This is a genomic window from Salinivirga sp. (assembly GCF_055145285.1).
Window position 1 is genome coordinate 1 of the sequence record NZ_JBSRDC010000008.1, and the last position, 20,469, is coordinate 20,469.

The window sequence follows — 20,469 nt, forward strand, 5'->3', positions numbered from 1 at the left end:
CAATGATACCAAGTAATCAATACAGGCTTGCTCCGATTTAAACATTTCTTCAAATTCCATTTGATCTGCCGGATATTTCATTTCGTAAAGATAAAACTTTACGGGAGATGATCAGATACCCCATTTAGTTTAATATCGAAAATATCAATGCTTCCTCAGCAAATGAAAAGCGAAGTGAATGATTTCGTTGACTTTTTAATGAGAAAAAAACAGGAGCAGTCCAAACAAAAAAAACCAAAGTTTGGATGTGCCAAGGGTCAAATACACATGTCACAGGATTTTGATGAACCGCTTGAAGACTTTAAAGAATATATGTAATGGATTTATTGCTCGATACGCATGCTTTAATTTGGTTCTTAAACGGCGATACCAAAATATCGCCCCGGGTCAGAAGCCTTATTGAGAGCGAGAATAATATAAAACTTATAAGCAATGCAACGATTTGGGAAGTTGCTATTAAAAATAGTTTGCAAAAATTAAGTTTTTCCCAAGATTAAGACATTTTTACAATATGGTTGATGATAACGGGTTCGAGATTTTGCCGTTATCAATTGAACATGCCTTAGTACTATCTAGTTTGGAATTTATCCATCGTGATCCTTTTGACCGTATGATTGTTGCCCAGGCAACCGTTGAAAATCTTACTGTTGTAACTAAAGATGAGCAAATTCAAAAATATGCAGTTAAAACGGTTTGGTAGAATACGTAACTTAGTTAATTCCGTAACGCTCCCCGCATAGCGTCTGCATGGCGCCTAGCGGATAAAAAACGCACGAACAGGTAATATCGGCCAGACGGCAAAAAAGCCGCTACGCCCGGCGTACATTACAAACATTCCCGGTTACGAGCTACTGGGAGACCGACCTGGAGTTGGCCTCCCATTACTTTTGTACAGCAACCTAAACCCTGGGTTTCGCTCAGAGCGAAGTCCTCGGTTGCCATGTTGTGTTTTAACCGGATATAACAGATAGCAAGGAAATTAACCTGGCACCTAACAAAATTGTATTCTACAACACAAACCTATAGTTCTTGCGCTGACATTGCTATTTCAGTATAGATTATCTACAATCCCAGGGCCATGGCAACCAATTCGGCAATATCGTAGTTCTTCACATCGTTTTCCCGGTTGTGCGCTTTAAGGCCATCGGTAATCATGGTCATGCAGAACGGGCACGCAGTGGCCACCACATCGGCGTCGGTAGCCAGCGCTTGTTCTGTGCGCAAATCGTACACTTCGCGGTCGCCTTTCTCTGCTTCTTTGAACATTTGAGCACCACCGGCTCCGCAACAAAGGGCTTTGCTTTTATGTGGATCAATCTCCAAAGCACCGGCAGCAATCTGCCCAATAATTTCACGCGGCGCCTCGTATTCGCCATTGGCACGACCAAGGTAACAAGGGTCGTGATAGGTTATTTTATGTTTTTTCAAAATCTCAGGATCTACTTTTCCCGGATGCTCCTCCAATATATTTTTGATAAATTGCGTATGGTGCACTACCTCGTAATGCCCGCCAAAATCGGGGTATTCATTTTTGAACGTATTGTAACAATGAGGGCAAATCGTGATGATTTTTTTCACCTCGTACTGTTTGAAGGTTTCAATTACCTGCATGGCCTGCATCTGAAAAAGCATTTCGTTGCCAGCCCGGCGGGCAGGATCACCGGTACATGTTTCTTCAGTACCTAAAACGGCATAATCCACTTCAAAATAGGTTAATATTTTTGCAAATGCACGCGTTACCTTCTTATAACGATCGTCATAAGCACCGGCACAACCCACCCAAAACAAATATTCTGGCTTTTTACCTTTACTATGCAGGTCGGCCATTACAGGTATATCGATTTTTTTCTGTTCAGTCATAATATTGATCTTAAGCGTTCATGTAAAGTTCTTCGCTCCACTTCATGCGGTCTTCCGGCGAGTATTGCCATGGGGCACCATTATTTTCAATATTGGTAAGCATTGTGGAAAGCTCACCTGGCGCCTTTGCTTGTTCCAATACCAGATAGCGCCGCATTTCCAAAATAAGCTCCGGTTGATTAATATTGATGGGGCATTCTATTACACAAGCATTGCAGGTGGTACATGCCCAAAGTTCCTCCTCCGTAACAAAACTATTGATAAGCATTTTACCATCGTTGGCTTCTTTTCCTTCTTTAAGTAATTGTGGCCCTCGTTCTTTCATACGTGCCCGTGTATCGACCATAATTTTGCGGGGAGAAAGTTTTTTTCCGGTTTGGTTGGCCGGACAAACAGAAGTGCAGCGCCCACATTGAGTGCATGAGAGGGAATCAAGGTAATTTTTCCAGGTAATATGTTCAGCATCATGAATACCAAAACCTGGGAGTTCTTCAGTAGGTGGCTCTTGTGCAGATTCCGGATTCATCATCATTTCTACTTCTGTCTTTACATCTTCCATGGTATTCATTTTACCAACTGGTGTCAGTCTGCTCAGATATACATTGGGAAGTGAGGTAAACACGTGAAAGTGCTTTGAGTAAGGTAATACATTAGCGAAAATGAAAATCAACAGAATGTGTGCCCACCAACTCACCTCATGCAATAAGTGCAATTGGTTGCCCGATAAGTTGCATAGAAACAAGCCATTTAGCCAATTACTCACCGGGTAAACGCCCTCAAACCATGCTTTATTTTCGTACAGTCCTACATAGGCCATATTCATTCCTAAAAGCGAAACCATTAACAAAAAAATCAGGGTTAATGCCAAAATCGCATCGAGTTTCGACTGCTTCTTAAGCTCAACACCTTTAAAGCGGCGAATATTCATTACGAGCCGCCTGGCCAGAAAAATAAGGATGGCAATCAAAACAATGGCTGCAAAAACATCTCCAGACCCAATAATCACATTATAAACAGGCCCCAAAAGCCCCAACGCACGATGAGTGCCAGCCAAACCATCAATCACCATCTCAAGACTCCCAATGGTAATAACCAAAAAGCCCCAAAACACCAATGCATGCATAAGTCCGGTAAAAGGCCATCTGAAAATTTTACTTTGACCAAATGCCACAGTCATCAATTGATTAAATCGCTGTCCATGGTTTTTAATATTAAAGGCCGGTCGTGTAAGTTTAAAAAAACGATAAATCCGATAAAAGCTATAACCTAATATCAGTAAGGTAAGAAGCAGTATTGCGGCAAAAACTAATTGTTTAATCATAACTATAATGATATGCAGATTTGTACGAATTTATATATTTTAATTGAAAGTACTTTGCCAGAAACACATTAATATCTTAAGAAGCTATCTATTTCATAATTAGTCTGAATTATAATAAGAAAAATTACAACTCATTTGCTTCAACTTCTTTGATAGATTATACCAGATTTGATCATTTTTCACATATCATGCGTTTTTTACCCCGATAATTTTTTCCTTTCAAGCTTTTCCAGCTATTTTTGTTTGTTTTAAAACATAAATTGAAAATCATCTTAAAATTTGAAACGAATGCATTAAACGATTTCAATCGCAAATCGGCAATGGATTAAACTAAAATTAAAAGTATGAAAAAGAAACTATTATCCTTACTGGTAATGCTTACGGGCATACCACTCGCTACCATGGCCAGTGAAGCAGATCTTGTGGTTCCTGACCTTTCGATGTTTAAGGCATTAGGCACAAATGGCTGGAATCTATTGGCCTGGGGACTAATTATAATTATTTTGGGGATGTTCTTTGGGTTGTACCAATTTAACCGAATAAAAAAATATCCCGCACACAAATCCATGCTGAATGTTGCCAACACGATTTACGAGACGTGTAAAACCTATCTATTACAGCAAGGACGCTTTTTAATTATACTATTCCTGATTATAGGAGCGGCTATTGTATACTATTTTGGTTTTCTCGCGCGACCTGCAGCTGCTGCAGAGGGAGGAATATCTGTGTTTGGATTTGTCGCTGTAATCTTGCTATGGACAGTTTTAGGAATTTTGGGTAGTTATGGTGTTGCATGGTTTGGAATTCGCATCAACACTTTAGCAAACTCCCGTACTTCCTTTGCATCCTTGCAGAAAAAGTCTTTTCATGTAATGAGCATACCTTTACAAGCTGGCATCAGCGTGGGAATGCTTCTGATCACCGTTGAGCTCATTATGATGATCATTATATTGCTTTTTGTCCCGGGTGAAATAGCAGGAGCCAGTTTTGTAGGTTTTGCCATTGGAGAGTCGCTGGGAGCTTCGGCACTGCGTATAGCCGGTGGTATTTTTACCAAAATTGCCGATATCGGTGCCGATTTGATGAAAATTGTATTCAAAATTGGCGAAGACGACCCGCGCAACCCCGGTGTAATTGCCGACTGTACCGGAGATAACGCAGGAGACAGCGTAGGGCCCACCGCTGATGGTTTTGAAACCTACGGTGTAACGGGCGTGGCGCTCATTACTTTCATTATTTTGATGTTTGGACAAACCGGTATTTTACCGGACCCAATGATGGCCTCTACACTCATCGTTTGGATTTTTGCCATGCGCGTAATGATGATTGTAACTTCAGCTGTAGCTTATTGGATCAACAATGCCATAGCCAAAGCACGATTTGGAGACAAAGAAAAATTTAACTTTGAACAACCTTTAACCAGCCTGGTTTGGATTACATCAATTATATCTATTATAATAACTTTTATAGTAAGCTACCTGCTTATTGGAAACCTCGAAGGTGATCTATGGTGGAAACTCTCATTCATTATTTCGCTTGGAACCATTGCCGCCGCCATTATTCCTGAACTCACAAAAGCATTTACCAGTTCTAAGTCTCGCCATGTAAAAGAAATTGTGAATGCTTCACGCGAAGGTGGTGCATCGCTCACCATTTTGAGCGGAATGGTAGCCGGTAACTTTTCAGCATTCTGGAAGGGTCTTGTAATGATGGGACTCATGGCCGCAGGCTTTTTTATTGTACAAGATATGACCCTGTTTGGCGCCTATCCGGCCATTTTCGCTTTCGGGCTGATAGCCTTTGGCTTCCTCGGCATGGGACCTGTTACCATAGCTGTTGATAGTTATGGGCCGGTAACAGATAATGCCCAATCCGTTTTTGAGCTGTCTCAAATCGAAAAAATTGAAAATATTGATACTGAAATTGAAAAAGACTTTGGTTTCAAACCCGATTTTAAGAGAGGCAAGCACCGCCTTGAAGACAATGACTCCGCTGGTAATACGTTCAAAGCAACTGCCAAACCCGTACTAATTGGTACGGCCGTTATTGGAGCTACTACCATGATTTTTGCCATTATTCTACTGCTCTCAAAAACCATGATTGGTGGAGAACCTATGCTGGATATCGCCCTCACATCTGCTCCTGTACTACTTGGGCTGATAACCGGAGGAGCCGTTATTTACTGGTTCTCAGGCGCATCAATGCAAGCCGTAACTACAGGTGCTTATCGTGCTGTTGAATTTATAAAGAAACATATTAACCTTGATAAAAAAGAGGCCGATATAAACGACTCCAAAAGTGTTGTAAAAATATGTACCCAATATGCCCAAAATGGTATGTGGAATATTTTTGCCGTAATCTTTAGTCTTACCCTGGCATTCGCCTTCTTCGACCCAAACTTTTTTGTGGCGTACCTAATATCAATTGCCGTTTTCGGTTTGTTCCAGGCTATGTACATGGCCAACGCAGGTGGTGCATGGGACAATGCCAAAAAAGTTGTTGAAGTAGATCTGAATGAGAAAAACACACCGCTTCACGATGCTACTGTGGTGGGCGACACCGTTGGTGATCCATATAAAGATACCACATCCGTAGCGCTAAACCCAATTATTAAATTCTCTACGCTGTTTGGTTTGCTGGCAGCAGAAATTTCTATTGAAATGATGGTACATGCCGACAAAACTGACAGTTTTAATTACGCGCCTGTAATTGGTGCTGTTTTATTTGTCGTTGGGCTCGTATTCGCTTACCGCTCATTTTATAGTATGCGCATACCTAAAAAAGCAACGGAGTAATCTGAATATAAACACACAAAAGCGACCCCAGCCGGGTCGCTTTTTTTGCACACTTTCAAAGATTAACTTGTGTCATGTTGCAATAATTTGTACATTGGGTAAATCCCAAATCAAGACACTATGAAAAAAATAGCTTTTCTACATCTTTTACTGCTCGCATGCTTTTTCTCAGCACTTAGTGCCCACACTGTAACTTTTGAGGTAAGCTCTTATGGGTCTCCGGTTGTCGGTGCCCAAATAACCGTTGATTCCACAGAATTGACTACCGATAGCGATGGTCTGGCCTCGATTGACTTGCCTGATGGCAACTATGATTATATTGTGCAGATAGAAGGTTTCACACCTCATGAAAGTACCTTTACCGTGGCAGGTGAAGATATCACTGAATACATATCTGCTCCTTCCTTTAATGTAGCTTTTCAGGTTTCACATGATGGCCAACCCGTCGATAGTGCCACCATTTATTTTGATGAAATTTACCTGGCCCTGACCACTGACAGTACCGGGATGGCTCTTTCAGGAGGCTTTTTTCCGGGAGAATACCACTTTCATGTAGTCAAAGACCCTTATCTCACTTACGATGGTAGCTTTACACTGGATAGCATTACTATGGTGCAGCATGATACAACCTTTTATATAAGCATGATGGGTATTGAGAACCATGGAAAAGGTTTTTCCCGAATCTACCCCAATCCGGCTGTTAACTCTGTTACCGTAGAAGCCAGTGGTATTTTTGAGCTGATTATGTTCAATAGTATAGGCCAAAAGTTGCTCAATATTAAAGCAAATTCTCTAACCACTATTCCTGTTAAGCAATTCGACCAGGGTATATACTTTTTACAATTAAAAAACAAAGGAGAAACGTTTACACAAAAACTGATTATTGAATAGCACTGTCGAAAACTCAAACTTTACAGACAGAAATTGCTTGTGTAAATTCTGCAGGCAGTTCCGAATCAAAACTGAGGGCTACGCCGGTTACAGGATGAACAATTTCAAGCGATACAGCATGCAGATATAATCTTTTGCGGCCGGTTCGCTCTTCAATAATATGATTCAACGTACGATCGCCATGCTGATTATCGCCAATAATATCGTTCCGCTCCAGTGCCAGGTGTTGCCTCAATTGATGCCAGCGGCCTGTTTCTAATGCTAACTCTAACAAACTGATGCGTATATTGGTAAATTCTTTATAGCTGATATCAGTATCGAAAGTTTCCAATGTGCGATAAGACGTTTTGGCCGCAACCAATTTACCTTTTTTCTTATTCATAACCGGCTTTTCAAATAAGCCAGATTCTCCCAGCACCTCCCTGACTAATGCAGTATATAATTTTTTTACTTGTCTCCTTTCAAATTGCTGAGTAAGCTTACCCGCTATTTCAGGTGTAAAGGCCAAAACCACAATTCCGGAAGTTTTGGCATCGAGCCGATGCACATTGTAAACTGAGCAATTAAAATACTCCCCTACCCATTTGGTTAAATAGGGAGCATCGTGCGGCATATGGCTATTGCGATGAACGGGCAAATCGACAGGTTTATCAATGGCAACAAGAAATTCGTCACGATAAATTATATGTGGTTTATCCATTATGTTTTCTGACGAAGGTAGGTAAAAATATATGAACTGGCATGTACAATATAGAGCATGAAATGTGATAGCTCTTCTACTTCAAACATTAAAGCAAAAGAAAAAAAGAAGGGAGCCATTAATCTACCCGTTAGATAATGTTGAAAGCAACTATAAACCGAGCCATGATGCGCCGGTTTGTGGAACACACTGCGCCTTCGCGAAGCTTTCGATTCCCTTAGGTCGCCATAGGCTTGCCGCAAGTGAAACGCTATAGCTTTAGCGAACGCGGACGGCGGAGCGAGGCACCCGCATGATTATAAGCCAAATGGATGCTCCATTCGAAATACATTCCAAAACAAAACTTAAGCTCCAATACTTCCTTAACAAGGTTATGAAAAAGTCCGGGTTGCTGCCATCCAAATAGATAAAGACTGTCGTTCGCTATTTTATACACCTCATCCCGGATCTGCCTATTGGCTTCAAAAACCCTGTAATTTTCGTTGCCAATAGGGACAAATTTCAATTGTAAAACTACGTCACAAATATTGTCCTACAATGACCATTAACACTTATGAGGGAAAACCCTCAGCTGAGAATCTTAAATTTCATGAAAATTTGTATAAAAATGGGATTACTAAAAAATTTAACTTACATTTAAATTTCATCCCTGGTTACATGAAACATGTCTTACACATAGAATATAAAACAGCGTTACTATACCTCATTTTAGGTGCTTTATGGATTCTGCTCTCAGACAGAGCACTATTACTTATCACAGACGACCCCCAGCTTATTAACGAGCTACAAACAGTTAAAGGATGGCTATTCGTATTTATAACAGCATCAATATTGTTTTTTTACATCAGGAAATATGGTAAAAAAATCAGGTCAATAAACAATGAGCTTATCTCGAGCCAGAAAAAATACAAAGCACTATATTCCAACGCTCCTCTATCTTACCAATCGCTCAACAAAGAAGGCAAAGTTGTTGATGTGAACCCAACCTGGTGCAAAACTCTCGGTTATAAAAAAGAAGAAATAATTGGCACCCATTTCAAGGACCTGCTTCATAATGACTTTAAACAACATTTTGATAAAAGCTTCGAAAATTTTATAAAAACAGGCTCATTATCAGATGTGCGGTTCAGAATACAGAAAAAGAACGGAAGATATATTCTTATAACTTTCGAAGGATATATCGGACATTATGATGATACTTCGGATATCAGAACCTATTGTACGTTTAAAGATATTACTGAAGAAAACGAAATAAAACAACAACTTATTGAACGTGAAAGTAGGTACAGAGCCATGTTCCGCGATAACATTTCGGTAATGCTTATTGTTGATATGAAAGGCAATATACTAGAAGCAAACAAATCTGCTCAAAACTTTTATGGGTACGCGTTAGATGAATTTTTAAAACTCCACTTCGATGAAATAACTACTGAGAAATGGCGCTTCGATTATTTAGTGAAAAATATTTTGAAAGACAAACAGTCAAGCTTTGAACATACACACATATTAAAAAACGGCGCATTTCGTAATACATTGGTTTATTCCAGTCAGATCAATTATAAAAAGCAAAAGACGTATTACTTAATTATTCATGATATCACACCACGCAAACAAGCAGAATCGCAACTGGTTCTGGCTAAAGAAAAAGCCGAAGAAAGTTCAAAATTAATCAGAGCCTTTCTTAATAATGTTTCCCATGAAATAAGAACACCCATGAACTCCATACTCGGATTTTCGCAAATGCTTATCAGACCAGGCAAAGACGATAAAAAAAGAGTCCAATACGTGAAACATATAAAAGAAGGATGCAATATATTGACTGAAAAAATTACAGATACGATCGACATATCGAGGATACAAACAAGTAATCTAAAACCATTTTGCGACAGCTTTAACATCCAGGATTTTTGCGAAAAGATAGTTGAAGAATACCGCAACAAAGATGAGGTCAAAAACAGAATTAATACAAACTACAATCTTGAACATAATAACCTAATACACACAGACAGATACAAACTAGAACGCATAATCAAGCACCTCATTGACAATGCTCTAAAATACGCTCCAAATTCCAGTACTAATATCAAAATTGATTATAAAAACCATCAATTCGAAATACAAATAAGCGACAATGGTCCGGGAATTGATTATAATATGCAGGAAAAAATATTTGAGCCATTTGTAAAAGAATTTACCGATAACACAAAATTACAAGGAGGTACGGGAATAGGTTTAAGTATAGTAAGGGCGTTTACAGAAATAATTAAAGGCAAATTGTTGCTTCAATCTTCCCCGGGTACAGGTACAAGTTTCATATTACTCCTTCCTGAACGGGTTGATTAAAAATGATAATAAATTTTATCAACCTTTTGAGAACTTTTAAAAAACAGGCTTTTAGCCCATATTCCGGTCCCGATGTTAATAACTTGCTATATCAGGGCACCTCAAAATATATATATTTGCGCAAATTACATAGCTCATGGTTGCGAATTATTCGGAAGAACATATTAAAACCCTCGACTGGAAAGACCATATACGTACCCGTCCGGGAATGTATATTGGTAAGCTCGGTGATGGTACTACTGCAGATGATGGAATTTACATCCTGATTAAGGAAGTTATTGATAACTCCATTGATGAATACATGATGGGGTTTGGAAAAACCATTGTAATAGACATTGACGAAAGAAAAGTCAGAATACGGGACTATGGCAGGGGCATACCACTTGGTAAAGTATTAGACGTTTCTTCTAAAATGAATACCGGCGCCAAGTACGACGACCAGGCCTTTAAAAAAGCCGTAGGACTGAATGGCGTTGGTATTAAAGCGGTAAACGCCTTGTCAGCACAATTTATCATTACATCATTCCGCGAAGGGCAAAAGAAAACCGTTGAATACGCCAGAGGAAAAGTTGTTCAGGAAAAAGAGATTGAACCCACGGACCAGGAGAATGGTGTAGAAATAATATTCTACGCCGATGAAGAGTTATTTGGTGAATACAAATTCAACGAAGATTTCATAGAGAAGCTACTTAAAAACTATATTTATCTCAACGCCGGGCTGGTCATCAATTATAATGGTGAAAAAATGGTCTCCAAAAATGGATTGGTAGACCTGCTCGAAGACAATTTGAATTCACAGGGCCAATACCCCATAATACATTTTAAAGAAGAGGATGTTGAGCTGGCCATGACCCACGGAAGACAATATGGAGAAGAATATCACAGTTACGTGAACGGCCAGCACACCACAATGGGCGGTACACACCTTACAGCATTCAAGGAAGCCCTGGTAAAAACAATCAGGGACTTTTACGGAAAAGACTTTGAGCCCCATGATATTCGAGCATCCATTATTGCAGCATTTAGCGTCAAGGTGCAAGATCCTGTTTTTGAATCGCAGACAAAAACCAAGCTTGGCTCTAAAGATATGGAGCCTAACGGTAGAACAATTCGCCAGGCCGTGCTGGATTTCATAAAAACAAATCTCGACAACTACTTACATAAGAACCCTGAAACAGCTGAGTTGCTACTCAAAAGAATAGTAGAGTCGGAGAAAGAACGCAAAGCCATGTCAGGAATTAAAAAGCTGGCACGTGAGCGCTCGAAAAAAGCCAGCTTGCATAACCGTAAATTGCGCGACTGCAGGGCACATTACAATTCTAATAATGAAAAAAAACTCGAAACATCCATTTTTATTACCGAGGGAGATTCGGCAAGCGGTTCCATCACAAAGTCAAGGAATGTAAATACACAGGCAGTATTCAGCCTAAAAGGTAAACCCAAAAATACCTTTGGTCTGACAAAAAAGGTGGTATATGAAAACGAGGAATTTAACCTTTTACAAGCTGCATTAAATATTGAAGAAGGAATAGAAAACCTTCGATACAATAAAGTAATTATTGCAACAGACGCTGATGTAGATGGTATGCACATCAGGTTGTTGCTTATCACTTTTTTCCTGCAATTTTTTCCGGATTTAATCAAAAATGGCCATCTATTTTTGCTCCAGACTCCACTTTTCAGGGTGAGAAATAAGAAAGAGACCATTTACTGTTATTCAGACGAGGAAAAAGAGACAGCCATAGAAAAGCTAAGAGGAAAACCAGAAATCACTCGTTTTAAAGGTTTGGGTGAAATTTCACCAGATGAGTTTAAAGAATTTATAGGGAAAAAAATTCGACTGGAACCGGTCACATTGAAAAAAGGTGACCAAATCAATAAATTACTGGAATTCTATATGGGCAAAAACACACCGGAACGACAGGATTTTATTATCAATAACCTTAAAATTGAGGAAGTACTGGAGGAATCCATTTAGATTAGAAAATATAAAGCATGAACACCATAGGAATCGTAGATATTGAAACAACCGGATTTTTAAACCAGGGCGGGAAAATTGTAGAGGTAGGCATTGTCGAACTCGATATCAGCACTGGAAACAAAAAAGTTTTGTTCGACAGTGTAGTTAGAGAAAATGGCTTTAATAAAATGCATTCCCGCTACCCGATGGGCTGGATATTTCAAAACAGCAACCTCACCGTTGAACAAGTTCTTGAAGCCCCGGCCTTTGATGATATAAAATCCGAAATACAAGACATTTTCGATTCCTTTTTTACAGGTATTACAGCCTTTAACAAGGCATTTGATTTTGGATTTCTCAAATCAAGAGGATTACGCATAGCTGAACTTCCATGCATTATGGAAACTGCTACGCCAGTGCTCAATTTACCACCAAAAGGTAAAAGAAAGGGACCAAAATTTCCAAATGTAGAGGAAGCATACCATTTTTTGACCGGGAATAGAGGATTTATTGAAAGTCACAGAGCAGCCGATGACGCGCTGCATGAAGCAGATATAGCCTTTGAATTGTATAAAAAAGGGGTATTCCAATTTTAAAAGAGCCAGAGCATTATGGATGAACATATTCCATCAAACGGAGAAGGAGAAAACAAAGATTTACCAATAGAGGGCATGGTGTCGACCAAGCTTACAGGCATGTACGAGAACTGGTTTCTCGACTATGCATCGTATGTGATACTCGAACGTGCAGTACCTCATTTACACGATGGACTAAAGCCGGTTCAGCGACGCATATTACACAGCATGCGACGCATGGAAGATGGGCGCTACAATAAAGTGGCCAACATTATTGGAAACACCATGCAATTTCACCCACACGGTGACGCTTCTATTGGTGATGCATTAGTTGGTTTGGGACAAAAAGATTTACTCATTGATACTCAGGGTAACTGGGGAAATCAACTCACTGGTGATAGTGCAGCTGCTCCCCGTTACATAGAAGCCCGATTGAGCAAATTTGCTTTAGACGTAGTTTTTAACCCCAAAATTACCGAATGGAAATCTTCTTACGACGGAAGAAATGAAGAACCCATTACCCTACCCGTAAAATTCCCATTGCTTCTTGCCCAGGGTGTAGAAGGTATTGCAGTGGGCCTTGCAGCCAAAATTCTACCACACAATTTTAATGAACTCATCGATGCATCCATTGATTACCTGCGAGGAAAAAGCTTCACGCTTTACCCCGACTTCCCTACGGGTGGCCTCCTCGATGTATCACGCTACAACAAAGGATTAAGAGGTGGTGCTGTTCGCATTCGGTCCAAAATAACCAAAGAAGAAGATAACCGGACACTGCGAATTACCGATATCCCATATGGCCGAACAACAGAATCCGTTATTGAAAGCATCTTACGTGCCAACGAAAAGGGTAAAATCAAAATCAAAAAAATTGATGACAATACGGCCGAACATGTTGAAATTCTAGTGCATCTAGCTGCTAACACTTCGCCCGACAAAACCATTGACGCCCTTTATGCTTTTACTGATTGCGAAATATCCATTTCTCCCAACTGTACGGTAATTGACAAAGACAGACCCAAGTTTCTGGGCGTTGAAGAATTGCTCAAAACCTCGGCTGACCACAGCGTAGACCTGTTAAAAAAGGAACTCGAAATTAAGCTCAGTGAGCTAAACGAGGCATGGCACATGTCCTCACTCGAAAAAATATTCATCGAAAACAGAATTTACCTGCACATTGAGGAGTGCGAAACCTGGGAAGCCATAATCGAAACCATCGACAAAGGCCTGGAACCATTTAAAAAACTGCTCAGACGTAAAGTCACGAAAGAAGACATCACCAAGCTGACAGAAATCAAAATTAAACGTATATCAAAATACGATAGCAATAAAGCCGAAGAACACATCAAAGGGCTGGAAGAAGATATAGAGAAAACACAGAAAAACCTGGATCAAATAGTCGACTATACCATTGATTTTTATAAAAACATAAAGAAAAAATATGGTAAAGGCCGGGAACGAAAATCAGAAATACGGGGTTTCGAAAATATCGATGTTGCCAAAGTAGTGGTAGCCAACGAAAAACTCTATGTTAACCGTAGCGAAGGCTTTGTGGGTACAGCTTTGAAAAAAGAGGAATACGTGTGCGATTGTTCCGATATCGATGATATCATAGTTTTCCTGCGCGATGGCCGGTATATCGTAACCAAGGTAGCCAACAAGGCTTTCATAGGTAAAGATATCATTCACGTAGCAGTTTGGAAAAAAAACGATTCCAGAACCATTTACAATACCGTGTACCGCGATGGTAAAAGTGGCCGGGCCATGATTAAACGTTTTGCTGTAAAAAGCGTTACACGCGATCGTGAATACAACCTTACCAAAGGTACACCTTATTCAAGGGTGCTCTATTTCACAGAGAACCCCAATGGTGAGGCAGAAGTTATCAAGGTATATCTGAAACCAAAACCCCGGATTAAGAAACTGATTTTTGAAACAGATTTCAGCGAGATTGCCATCAAAGGCAGGCAAAGCCAGGGTAATATACTTACCCGCCACGATGTGCACAAAATTGTAATGAAGGAAAAAGGTACCTCAACCCTGGGTGGCCGAAAAGTATGGTTCGATAAAAGTATTCTGCGTTTAAATACTGAAGAAAACGGAGACTACCTTGGCGAATTTAAGGGCGATGATAAAATTGTTGTTTTTTACAAAAGCGGTTTGTATGCTACTACAAATTATGACCTTACAAACCATTATGAAGAAGATATTCTGCGTATTGAAAAAATGGAGGCCGACAGAATATATACTTGCGTACATTACGACGGCGAGCAAAAATATTACTACATCAAACGATTTACGCCCGAAGACACCGCAGGTAGATTATTATCGATTATTGGCGAACACAAAAATTCAAAACTTATTACCATTAGCTCATGGCAATATCCACAATTTGAAATTAAATTTGGTGGAAAACATGCCAAACGTGATAATGAGCTCATCGACGCAGAAGAATTTATTGCTGTGAAGGGCATAAAAGCACGGGGCAAAAGACTTACGAGCTTAGAGGTTAAAAAAGTTACTGAAACAGAACCCGTAAAACCCGATAACCCAAAGCAAGAGGCGCCGGATGAAATAAACCACAACAATTCTGATGATGATGAGGATGAAGGCATACAACAAATGTCTATAAATATAGAATAATATGCGCGTATACCTGGTCGGATTTATGAGTGCAGGCAAAACCACGCTGGGCTTCCAGTTGGCCCGGCAGCTCAAAATGCGCTTCCTCGACCTGGACCAGTACATTACAAAAACCGAAGGAGAACCGGTACAAAAAATATTCAATAAATACGGAGAAAAATTTTTCAGGGAAAAAGAGCAGGAAGCACTTCACACTACTTTTAAACTGCCCCAAACAGTTATTGCTACAGGCGGAGGTACGCCTGTACATTTCGACAATATGGACCAAATGCTTAAGCACGGACTTACATTTTACCTCAAGCTTCCAAAAGAAATAATCATCAAAAGACTCGTAAAATCTGCCAAAGAAAGGCCCCTTATCACTAACAAGAGTCCGGAAACCCTTGATCAATTTATAGAAGATCTATTCGAACAAAGAAAAAAATTCTACGAAAAAGCGCATTTCGAGGTCGATGCATCAAATAAAAATGCACTGCACTACATCACACGCATACTTTCCGGGTATATGTATTAAGCCGAACTTTTTATCAGGCACTACGTAATTACTAAGAAAAATAAAGGTTGATCAGTCCAATCCCAGCAGTCAGCACTTTCTTTTTTATCATTTTAAATAAACGTTTTTTAATACAAAGTGTTAGTAAAAAAGAATTCCGGATATAGTATTAAAAATTTAAAAATTACTTTCTTTAGGAATTAAACCACTGAGAACAAACCGGAAAAACCAGAAAATACACAAAATCCTGGTACAGCTTCAAATGAAAACTTAAATCTAATTTTATGAAAAAAATCCTTACGTTTTTACTCACCGGACTGATTATGGTATCTTTCACATCCCATGCTCAGACTCAACAAGAAAAAGAACAAATATTAAAGGCCACCAAGGTCAACAAGCTACTGCAAATCAGTAAGCGATTAGAAGCTGAAAATACAGCCAACAGAGAAAAAGCCATTGAAATGGCTAAAGAAAAAGGCTGGATTATAAAAAAAGAAACCGGTAAAGGCCTGATGGAACTACAAGGCATTTCAGAAAATGGAAAGCCCATGTATTATATTACCACCAACGCAGATGCAGCAGAGAGTGTTTCTACAGATGAAGTTTGGGCTGGAGGAAGTGCCGGGCTCAATTTAGATGGCACAGGAATGCTCGCCGGCGAATGGGATGGCGGTGACGTACTTACCACACACCAGGAATTCAATAATACCGGTTCTTCAAGGGTTACGGATAAAGACGGTGTATCATCGACACACTATCATGCAACGCACGTGGCAGGGACCATAATTGCCGGAGGTGTTCAAGCTGCCGCAATAGGTATGGCCTACAATGCCGCACTTGATGCCTACGACTGGACCAACGATGAGAGTGAAATGGCAACAGCTGCTGCAAATGGGCTGCTTATCTCGAACCACTCATATGGCTTTTCTGCCGGTTGGACCTGGGATGGCTCTTCATGGGTATGGTATGGAGACGAATCTATCAGTTCAGAGGAAGACTACCAATTTGGCTTTTATAGTTCGTACGCAGCCGATATAGACAACATTGCTTTAAATGCCCCTTACTATTTAATTTGTAAAGCAGCCGGAAACGACAGAGGTGATGGAAGCACTGCAACAGGCCATCCACAAGATGGTGGTGCTGATGGGTATGACTGTATTGGGTATAAAGGAAATGCCAAAAACATTTTAACCGTTGGTGCTGCCAGAGATGTAACCGGTGGGTACAGCGGAAACCCGGCCGATGTAGAAATGACAAGTTTCTCAAGCTGGGGACCCACAGATGATGGCCGTATAAAACCCGATATTACAGGTAATGGCTATAATCTTTACTCATCATACGATGGACATAATTCAGATTATGACGCAATCAGTGGCACATCAATGGCCACACCAAATGTAACAGGTTCATTATTGCTTTTACAGGAACACTATAACGAAAACTATGGCAGTTTTATGCAAGCCGCCACACTAAAAGCACTGGCCATTCACACAGCAGACGAAACCGGACCCAACGATGGACCGGATTATATGTTTGGCTGGGGCTTGCTCAACACTGAGTCAGCAGCAAAGGTCATTACCGATAAAGATGTTTACTCATTCATTAAGGAAGAATCACTCACTGATGGAGCAACCTATAGCCTTGAAGTTACTGCTACGGGAACAGAACCTTTAGTTGCAACCATTGTTTGGGCCGACACGGCCGGGACTCCAGTACCAGCGCAACTTGACCCCACAGATATTATGTTGGTAAACGACCTGGATATGACCATCGACGATGGAACTTCAACATATTATCCATGGAAACTTGATGGTCAAAACCCGGCAAACGCAGCCACAACAGGTGACAATAACGTTGACAATGTGGAAAAAGTCTATATTGCCAGCCCAACTGCCGGAACTTATACAATAACCATAAACCATGATGGAACCATAACAGACGGTCCTCAAAACTTTTCATTAATTGTTTCGGGTATTTCTAATGGATATGCAACTGTTAACACAGGAGCTGTAAGTAATATCACAAAAACCTCAGCAAATATTACAGGTGAAGTGCTCAATGACAATGGCAATGCTGTAACAGAGAGAGGATTCGTATACAATACAACCGGTTCGCCAACAACCGCAGATACTAAAATTCAGGTAGGAAGTGGTACCGGATCCTTCAATACAACGATCTCGGGATTAACACAGGGTACAACTTACTATGTAAACACATATGCCATCAATGCAGAAGGAACAGCCTATGGATCAGCCAAATCGTTCACTACGCTGAAAGATAATATTTTCTACGATGGTTTCGAAACCGACAAAGGTTGGACATTTAACGATGAATGGGAAAGAGCAGCACCGCAATCCGAAGGAGGCGTAAATTATGGCAATCCTGATCCCGCCACTGCTTTCAATGGATCGAATGTTTTGGGACTGGACCTTTCAGGATCAGGAGCTAACCCCGGCGATTACGAACCCGACTTGCAGGACAGAGAAGCATATGCATACACCCCGGTTATCAATTGTAGCAACTACACCAACGTTGGTCTGGAATTTCAACGCTGGCTTAATATTGAATCACCAACATACGATCATGCTTATATAGATATCTCTACAGATGGTGGAAGCACATGGACAGAACTTTGGACCAACAGCAACGGCATCGAAGATAACAGCTGGAATGAAATCACATTAGATATCTCTGCCTATGCTGATAACGAAACCAGTGTTCAAATACGCTTTTCGATAGGTGCAACCGATGGCGGATGGCAATACAGCGGCTGGAATATTGATGAATTTTACATTACAGGTGTCCCAACAAACACCTACACCGCTACTTTCACAGTTACAGATGACAGCGATGGGCACCCCATTACAGGCGCCAACATCAACATCAATAGTAGCCTTTTAACCACCAACACCAGCGGTGAGGCCACCATTGATCTGCCTGATGGAACTTATAGTTACAGCATAACCAAAAATGGTTATCACGATACCGCAAGTTCCATTACCATAAGCGGAGCTGCTGTAAACGAAAATGTCGCCTTAACTCCCTACCCACCATTTAGTTTCAATTACAGTACAACAAATGTTACCTGTAATGGTGGTACCGATGGTGAAATTACCATCTCCAATGTAAGCGGAGGCTCTGGTAGCGGATACCAATACTCCAGCGATGGAGGTTCGTCGTGGCAAACCGAAACCACATTTACTGATTTGTCAGCAGGCGATTACGCATTACAGATAAAAGACGATGCCAACAATTATAGTAGCATTACAACCGTAAACCTAACCGAACCAGAAATCATCACCTTCGATGTTGTTCTTACCGATGTATCGGTTTATGGCGGATCCGATGGTGCCATTGATATTAATAACGCAGCCGGAGGAAGTGGATCTTATGAGTATACCATTGATAACGGTGTCACATGGAATGCATCAGCATCGTTTACCGGCCTTACTGCAGGCGATTATACTATCATTGTTCGTGACCTGAACGGCTGCGAAAGCACTCCTGTAACAGCCACAATAAATCAACCGCCACCACCAGCCTATACAGTAACCTTTACCGTTACTGATGCCGATGACAATCATGCCATTGATGGAGCAACAATCGAAATCAACAGCACAACAATTACAACAGATACCAATGGAGAGGCAACCATTAGTCTTCCCGATGGAGATTATCCCTACACTGCCGATAGTGATGGTTATGAAACACTAAACGGAAACGTTGCGGTAAGCGGATCAGACATTGGAGAACCCGTGCAGTTGACACCTTATAGCGTATTAACCTTTGATATCAACTCAACTAATGTTACCTGCTATGGAGGAACCGATGGAATAATTTCTATTGACCTTGCACAAGGAGGTTCAGGAAGTGGGTATACATATACCATTGATGGTACCAACTGGCAAGCCGATAGTGTTTTCGAAAACCTGGCTTCAGGAACTTATGACGTGCAGATACAGGATGGTGAAGGCAACCTGAGTGTAGTTGTTCCCCGGTCAATTACGGAACCAGCCGAAATCACCTTTGACACAAACACCACCAATGTAAGCTCCAATGGTGGCACAGATGGCTCAATAGAATTTATCAATGTAACTGGAGGATATGCTCCGTACGAATATAGCATTGATGGAGGAACAACCTGGCAAACCTCAACAGAGTTTACAGGGCTATCAGCAGGCACATACGATCTGGTTGCACAAGATGGTAATGCATGTTTGTCTCCATTACAAACAGTCACCGTTACTGAACCTCCAGTAGAAATGTATACGGTAACATTTGTCGTAATGGCTGACAATCACCCCACTGATGCTGCAAGCATAGGTATTAATGACACAACATTAAATACCGACACCAACGGTGAAGCCACCATAGATTTACCGGACGGAAGTTATCCCTACACTGTAACACTTGCCGGCTATGACGATATTACAGGCACTGTTACGGTAACCGGAGATGCCTTGACAGAAAACATCACCTTTGTGGGTATTGATGACATTTTTGCCCGGGGCGGTGCCTTTTACCCCAACCCGACCACAGGCATAGTTCAGATTGAATGGCCCGGCCAGTGTCAGGTAACCGTTTTAAATGCTTTAGGTAAAATCATAACCACTAAACAAGTGAACCAGAAAGCATCACTGAATCTCAGCTCAGCTGCTGAAGGCATTTACCTGGTACGCATACAGGAAGATGATAAAATTTATACGAAGAGGTTAATTATAAATCGATAATACAATCTTTGTTTCTAAAAAGAGGCTATCCCAACCGGGTAGCCTCTTTTATTTTGCGCATTTGCTGTCAGTTTTAACGCTTAAACCTGATGTTTAGATGAAAAAATGACAGGTCATGTGTCAAAACTGTCACAAATTTCATTTGGCACAAATTG

Annotated in this window: 13 protein-coding genes; 10 read left to right on the forward strand and 3 right to left on the reverse strand. The window is 40.6% G+C overall.

What is annotated here, in order from left to right; all coding sequences use genetic code 11:
• Nucleotides 1-141: 141 nt before the first annotated feature.
• Nucleotides 142-318, forward strand: coding sequence for a type II toxin-antitoxin system VapB family antitoxin (gene vapB, locus ACTB0Y_RS01905; RefSeq protein WP_463205133.1), 177 nt, complete (start codon nucleotides 142-144; stop codon nucleotides 316-318).
• 193 nt (nucleotides 319-511) lie between these two features.
• Nucleotides 512-700, forward strand: coding sequence for a type II toxin-antitoxin system VapC family toxin (locus ACTB0Y_RS01910; RefSeq protein WP_463205097.1), 189 nt, complete (start codon nucleotides 512-514; stop codon nucleotides 698-700).
• A gap of 362 nt (nucleotides 701-1,062) precedes the next feature.
• On the opposite strand, the gene ACTB0Y_RS01915 is transcribed toward ACTB0Y_RS01910, so the two are convergent.
• A complete protein-coding gene (locus ACTB0Y_RS01915) occupies nucleotides 1,063-1,860 on the reverse strand; it encodes a (Fe-S)-binding protein (protein ID WP_463205098.1) in 798 nt (265 codons plus the stop codon).
• A 10-nt stretch (nucleotides 1,861-1,870) separates the two neighbouring features.
• Nucleotides 1,871-3,181, reverse strand: coding sequence for a 4Fe-4S dicluster domain-containing protein (locus tag ACTB0Y_RS01920; protein WP_463205099.1), 1,311 nt, complete (start codon nucleotides 3,179-3,181; stop codon nucleotides 1,871-1,873).
• 344 nt (nucleotides 3,182-3,525) lie between these two features.
• Between ACTB0Y_RS01920 and ACTB0Y_RS01925 the strand changes: the two genes are divergently transcribed.
• Nucleotides 3,526-5,976: a sodium-translocating pyrophosphatase gene (locus ACTB0Y_RS01925; protein WP_463205100.1), complete on the forward strand. Its 2,451-nt coding sequence runs from the start codon at nucleotides 3,526-3,528 to the stop codon at nucleotides 5,974-5,976.
• A gap of 120 nt (nucleotides 5,977-6,096) precedes the next feature.
• Nucleotides 6,097-6,867 (forward strand): T9SS type A sorting domain-containing protein, encoded by a 771-nt coding sequence (locus ACTB0Y_RS01930; RefSeq protein WP_463205101.1) that lies wholly within the window; start codon nucleotides 6,097-6,099, stop codon nucleotides 6,865-6,867.
• Nucleotides 6,868-6,880: 13 nt separating this feature from the next.
• Here ACTB0Y_RS01930 and ACTB0Y_RS01935 read toward each other — a convergent pair whose 3' ends face one another.
• The gene (locus ACTB0Y_RS01935; RefSeq protein WP_463205102.1) at nucleotides 6,881-7,567 is read right to left on the reverse strand and encodes an RluA family pseudouridine synthase; all 687 of its coding nucleotides are present in this window, start codon (nucleotides 7,565-7,567) and stop codon (nucleotides 6,881-6,883) included.
• 657 nt (nucleotides 7,568-8,224) lie between these two features.
• Between ACTB0Y_RS01935 and ACTB0Y_RS01940 the strand changes: the two genes are divergently transcribed.
• The 6 genes from ACTB0Y_RS01940 to ACTB0Y_RS01965 all read left to right on the forward strand — a co-directional run bounded on the left by ACTB0Y_RS01940 (nucleotide 8,225) and on the right by ACTB0Y_RS01965 (nucleotide 20,314).
• Complete coding sequence (locus ACTB0Y_RS01940) at nucleotides 8,225-9,910, forward strand: sensor histidine kinase (protein WP_463205103.1); 1,686 nt, start codon at nucleotides 8,225-8,227, stop codon at nucleotides 9,908-9,910.
• A 136-nt stretch (nucleotides 9,911-10,046) separates the two neighbouring features.
• Complete coding sequence (locus tag ACTB0Y_RS01945; RefSeq protein WP_463205104.1) at nucleotides 10,047-11,888, forward strand: DNA topoisomerase IV subunit B; 1,842 nt, start codon at nucleotides 10,047-10,049, stop codon at nucleotides 11,886-11,888.
• Between the two features lie 17 nt (nucleotides 11,889-11,905).
• Nucleotides 11,906-12,466 carry a 3'-5' exonuclease gene (locus ACTB0Y_RS01950; RefSeq protein ID WP_463205105.1) on the forward strand — a complete coding sequence of 187 codons (561 nt, stop codon included), beginning with the start codon at nucleotides 11,906-11,908 and terminating at the stop codon, nucleotides 12,464-12,466.
• A gap of 15 nt (nucleotides 12,467-12,481) precedes the next feature.
• Complete coding sequence (locus ACTB0Y_RS01955; protein WP_463205106.1) at nucleotides 12,482-15,091, forward strand: DNA gyrase/topoisomerase IV subunit A; 2,610 nt, start codon at nucleotides 12,482-12,484, stop codon at nucleotides 15,089-15,091.
• A gap of 1 nt (nucleotide 15,092) precedes the next feature.
• Entirely contained in the window at nucleotides 15,093-15,605 is a 513-nt protein-coding gene (locus ACTB0Y_RS01960; RefSeq protein ID WP_463205107.1) for a shikimate kinase, read from the forward strand.
• 263 nt (nucleotides 15,606-15,868) lie between these two features.
• Nucleotides 15,869-20,314, forward strand: a complete 4,446-nt coding sequence (locus ACTB0Y_RS01965) for a S8 family serine peptidase (RefSeq protein WP_463205108.1) — start codon at nucleotides 15,869-15,871, stop codon at nucleotides 20,312-20,314.
• Nucleotides 20,315-20,469: the final 155 nt, after the last annotated feature.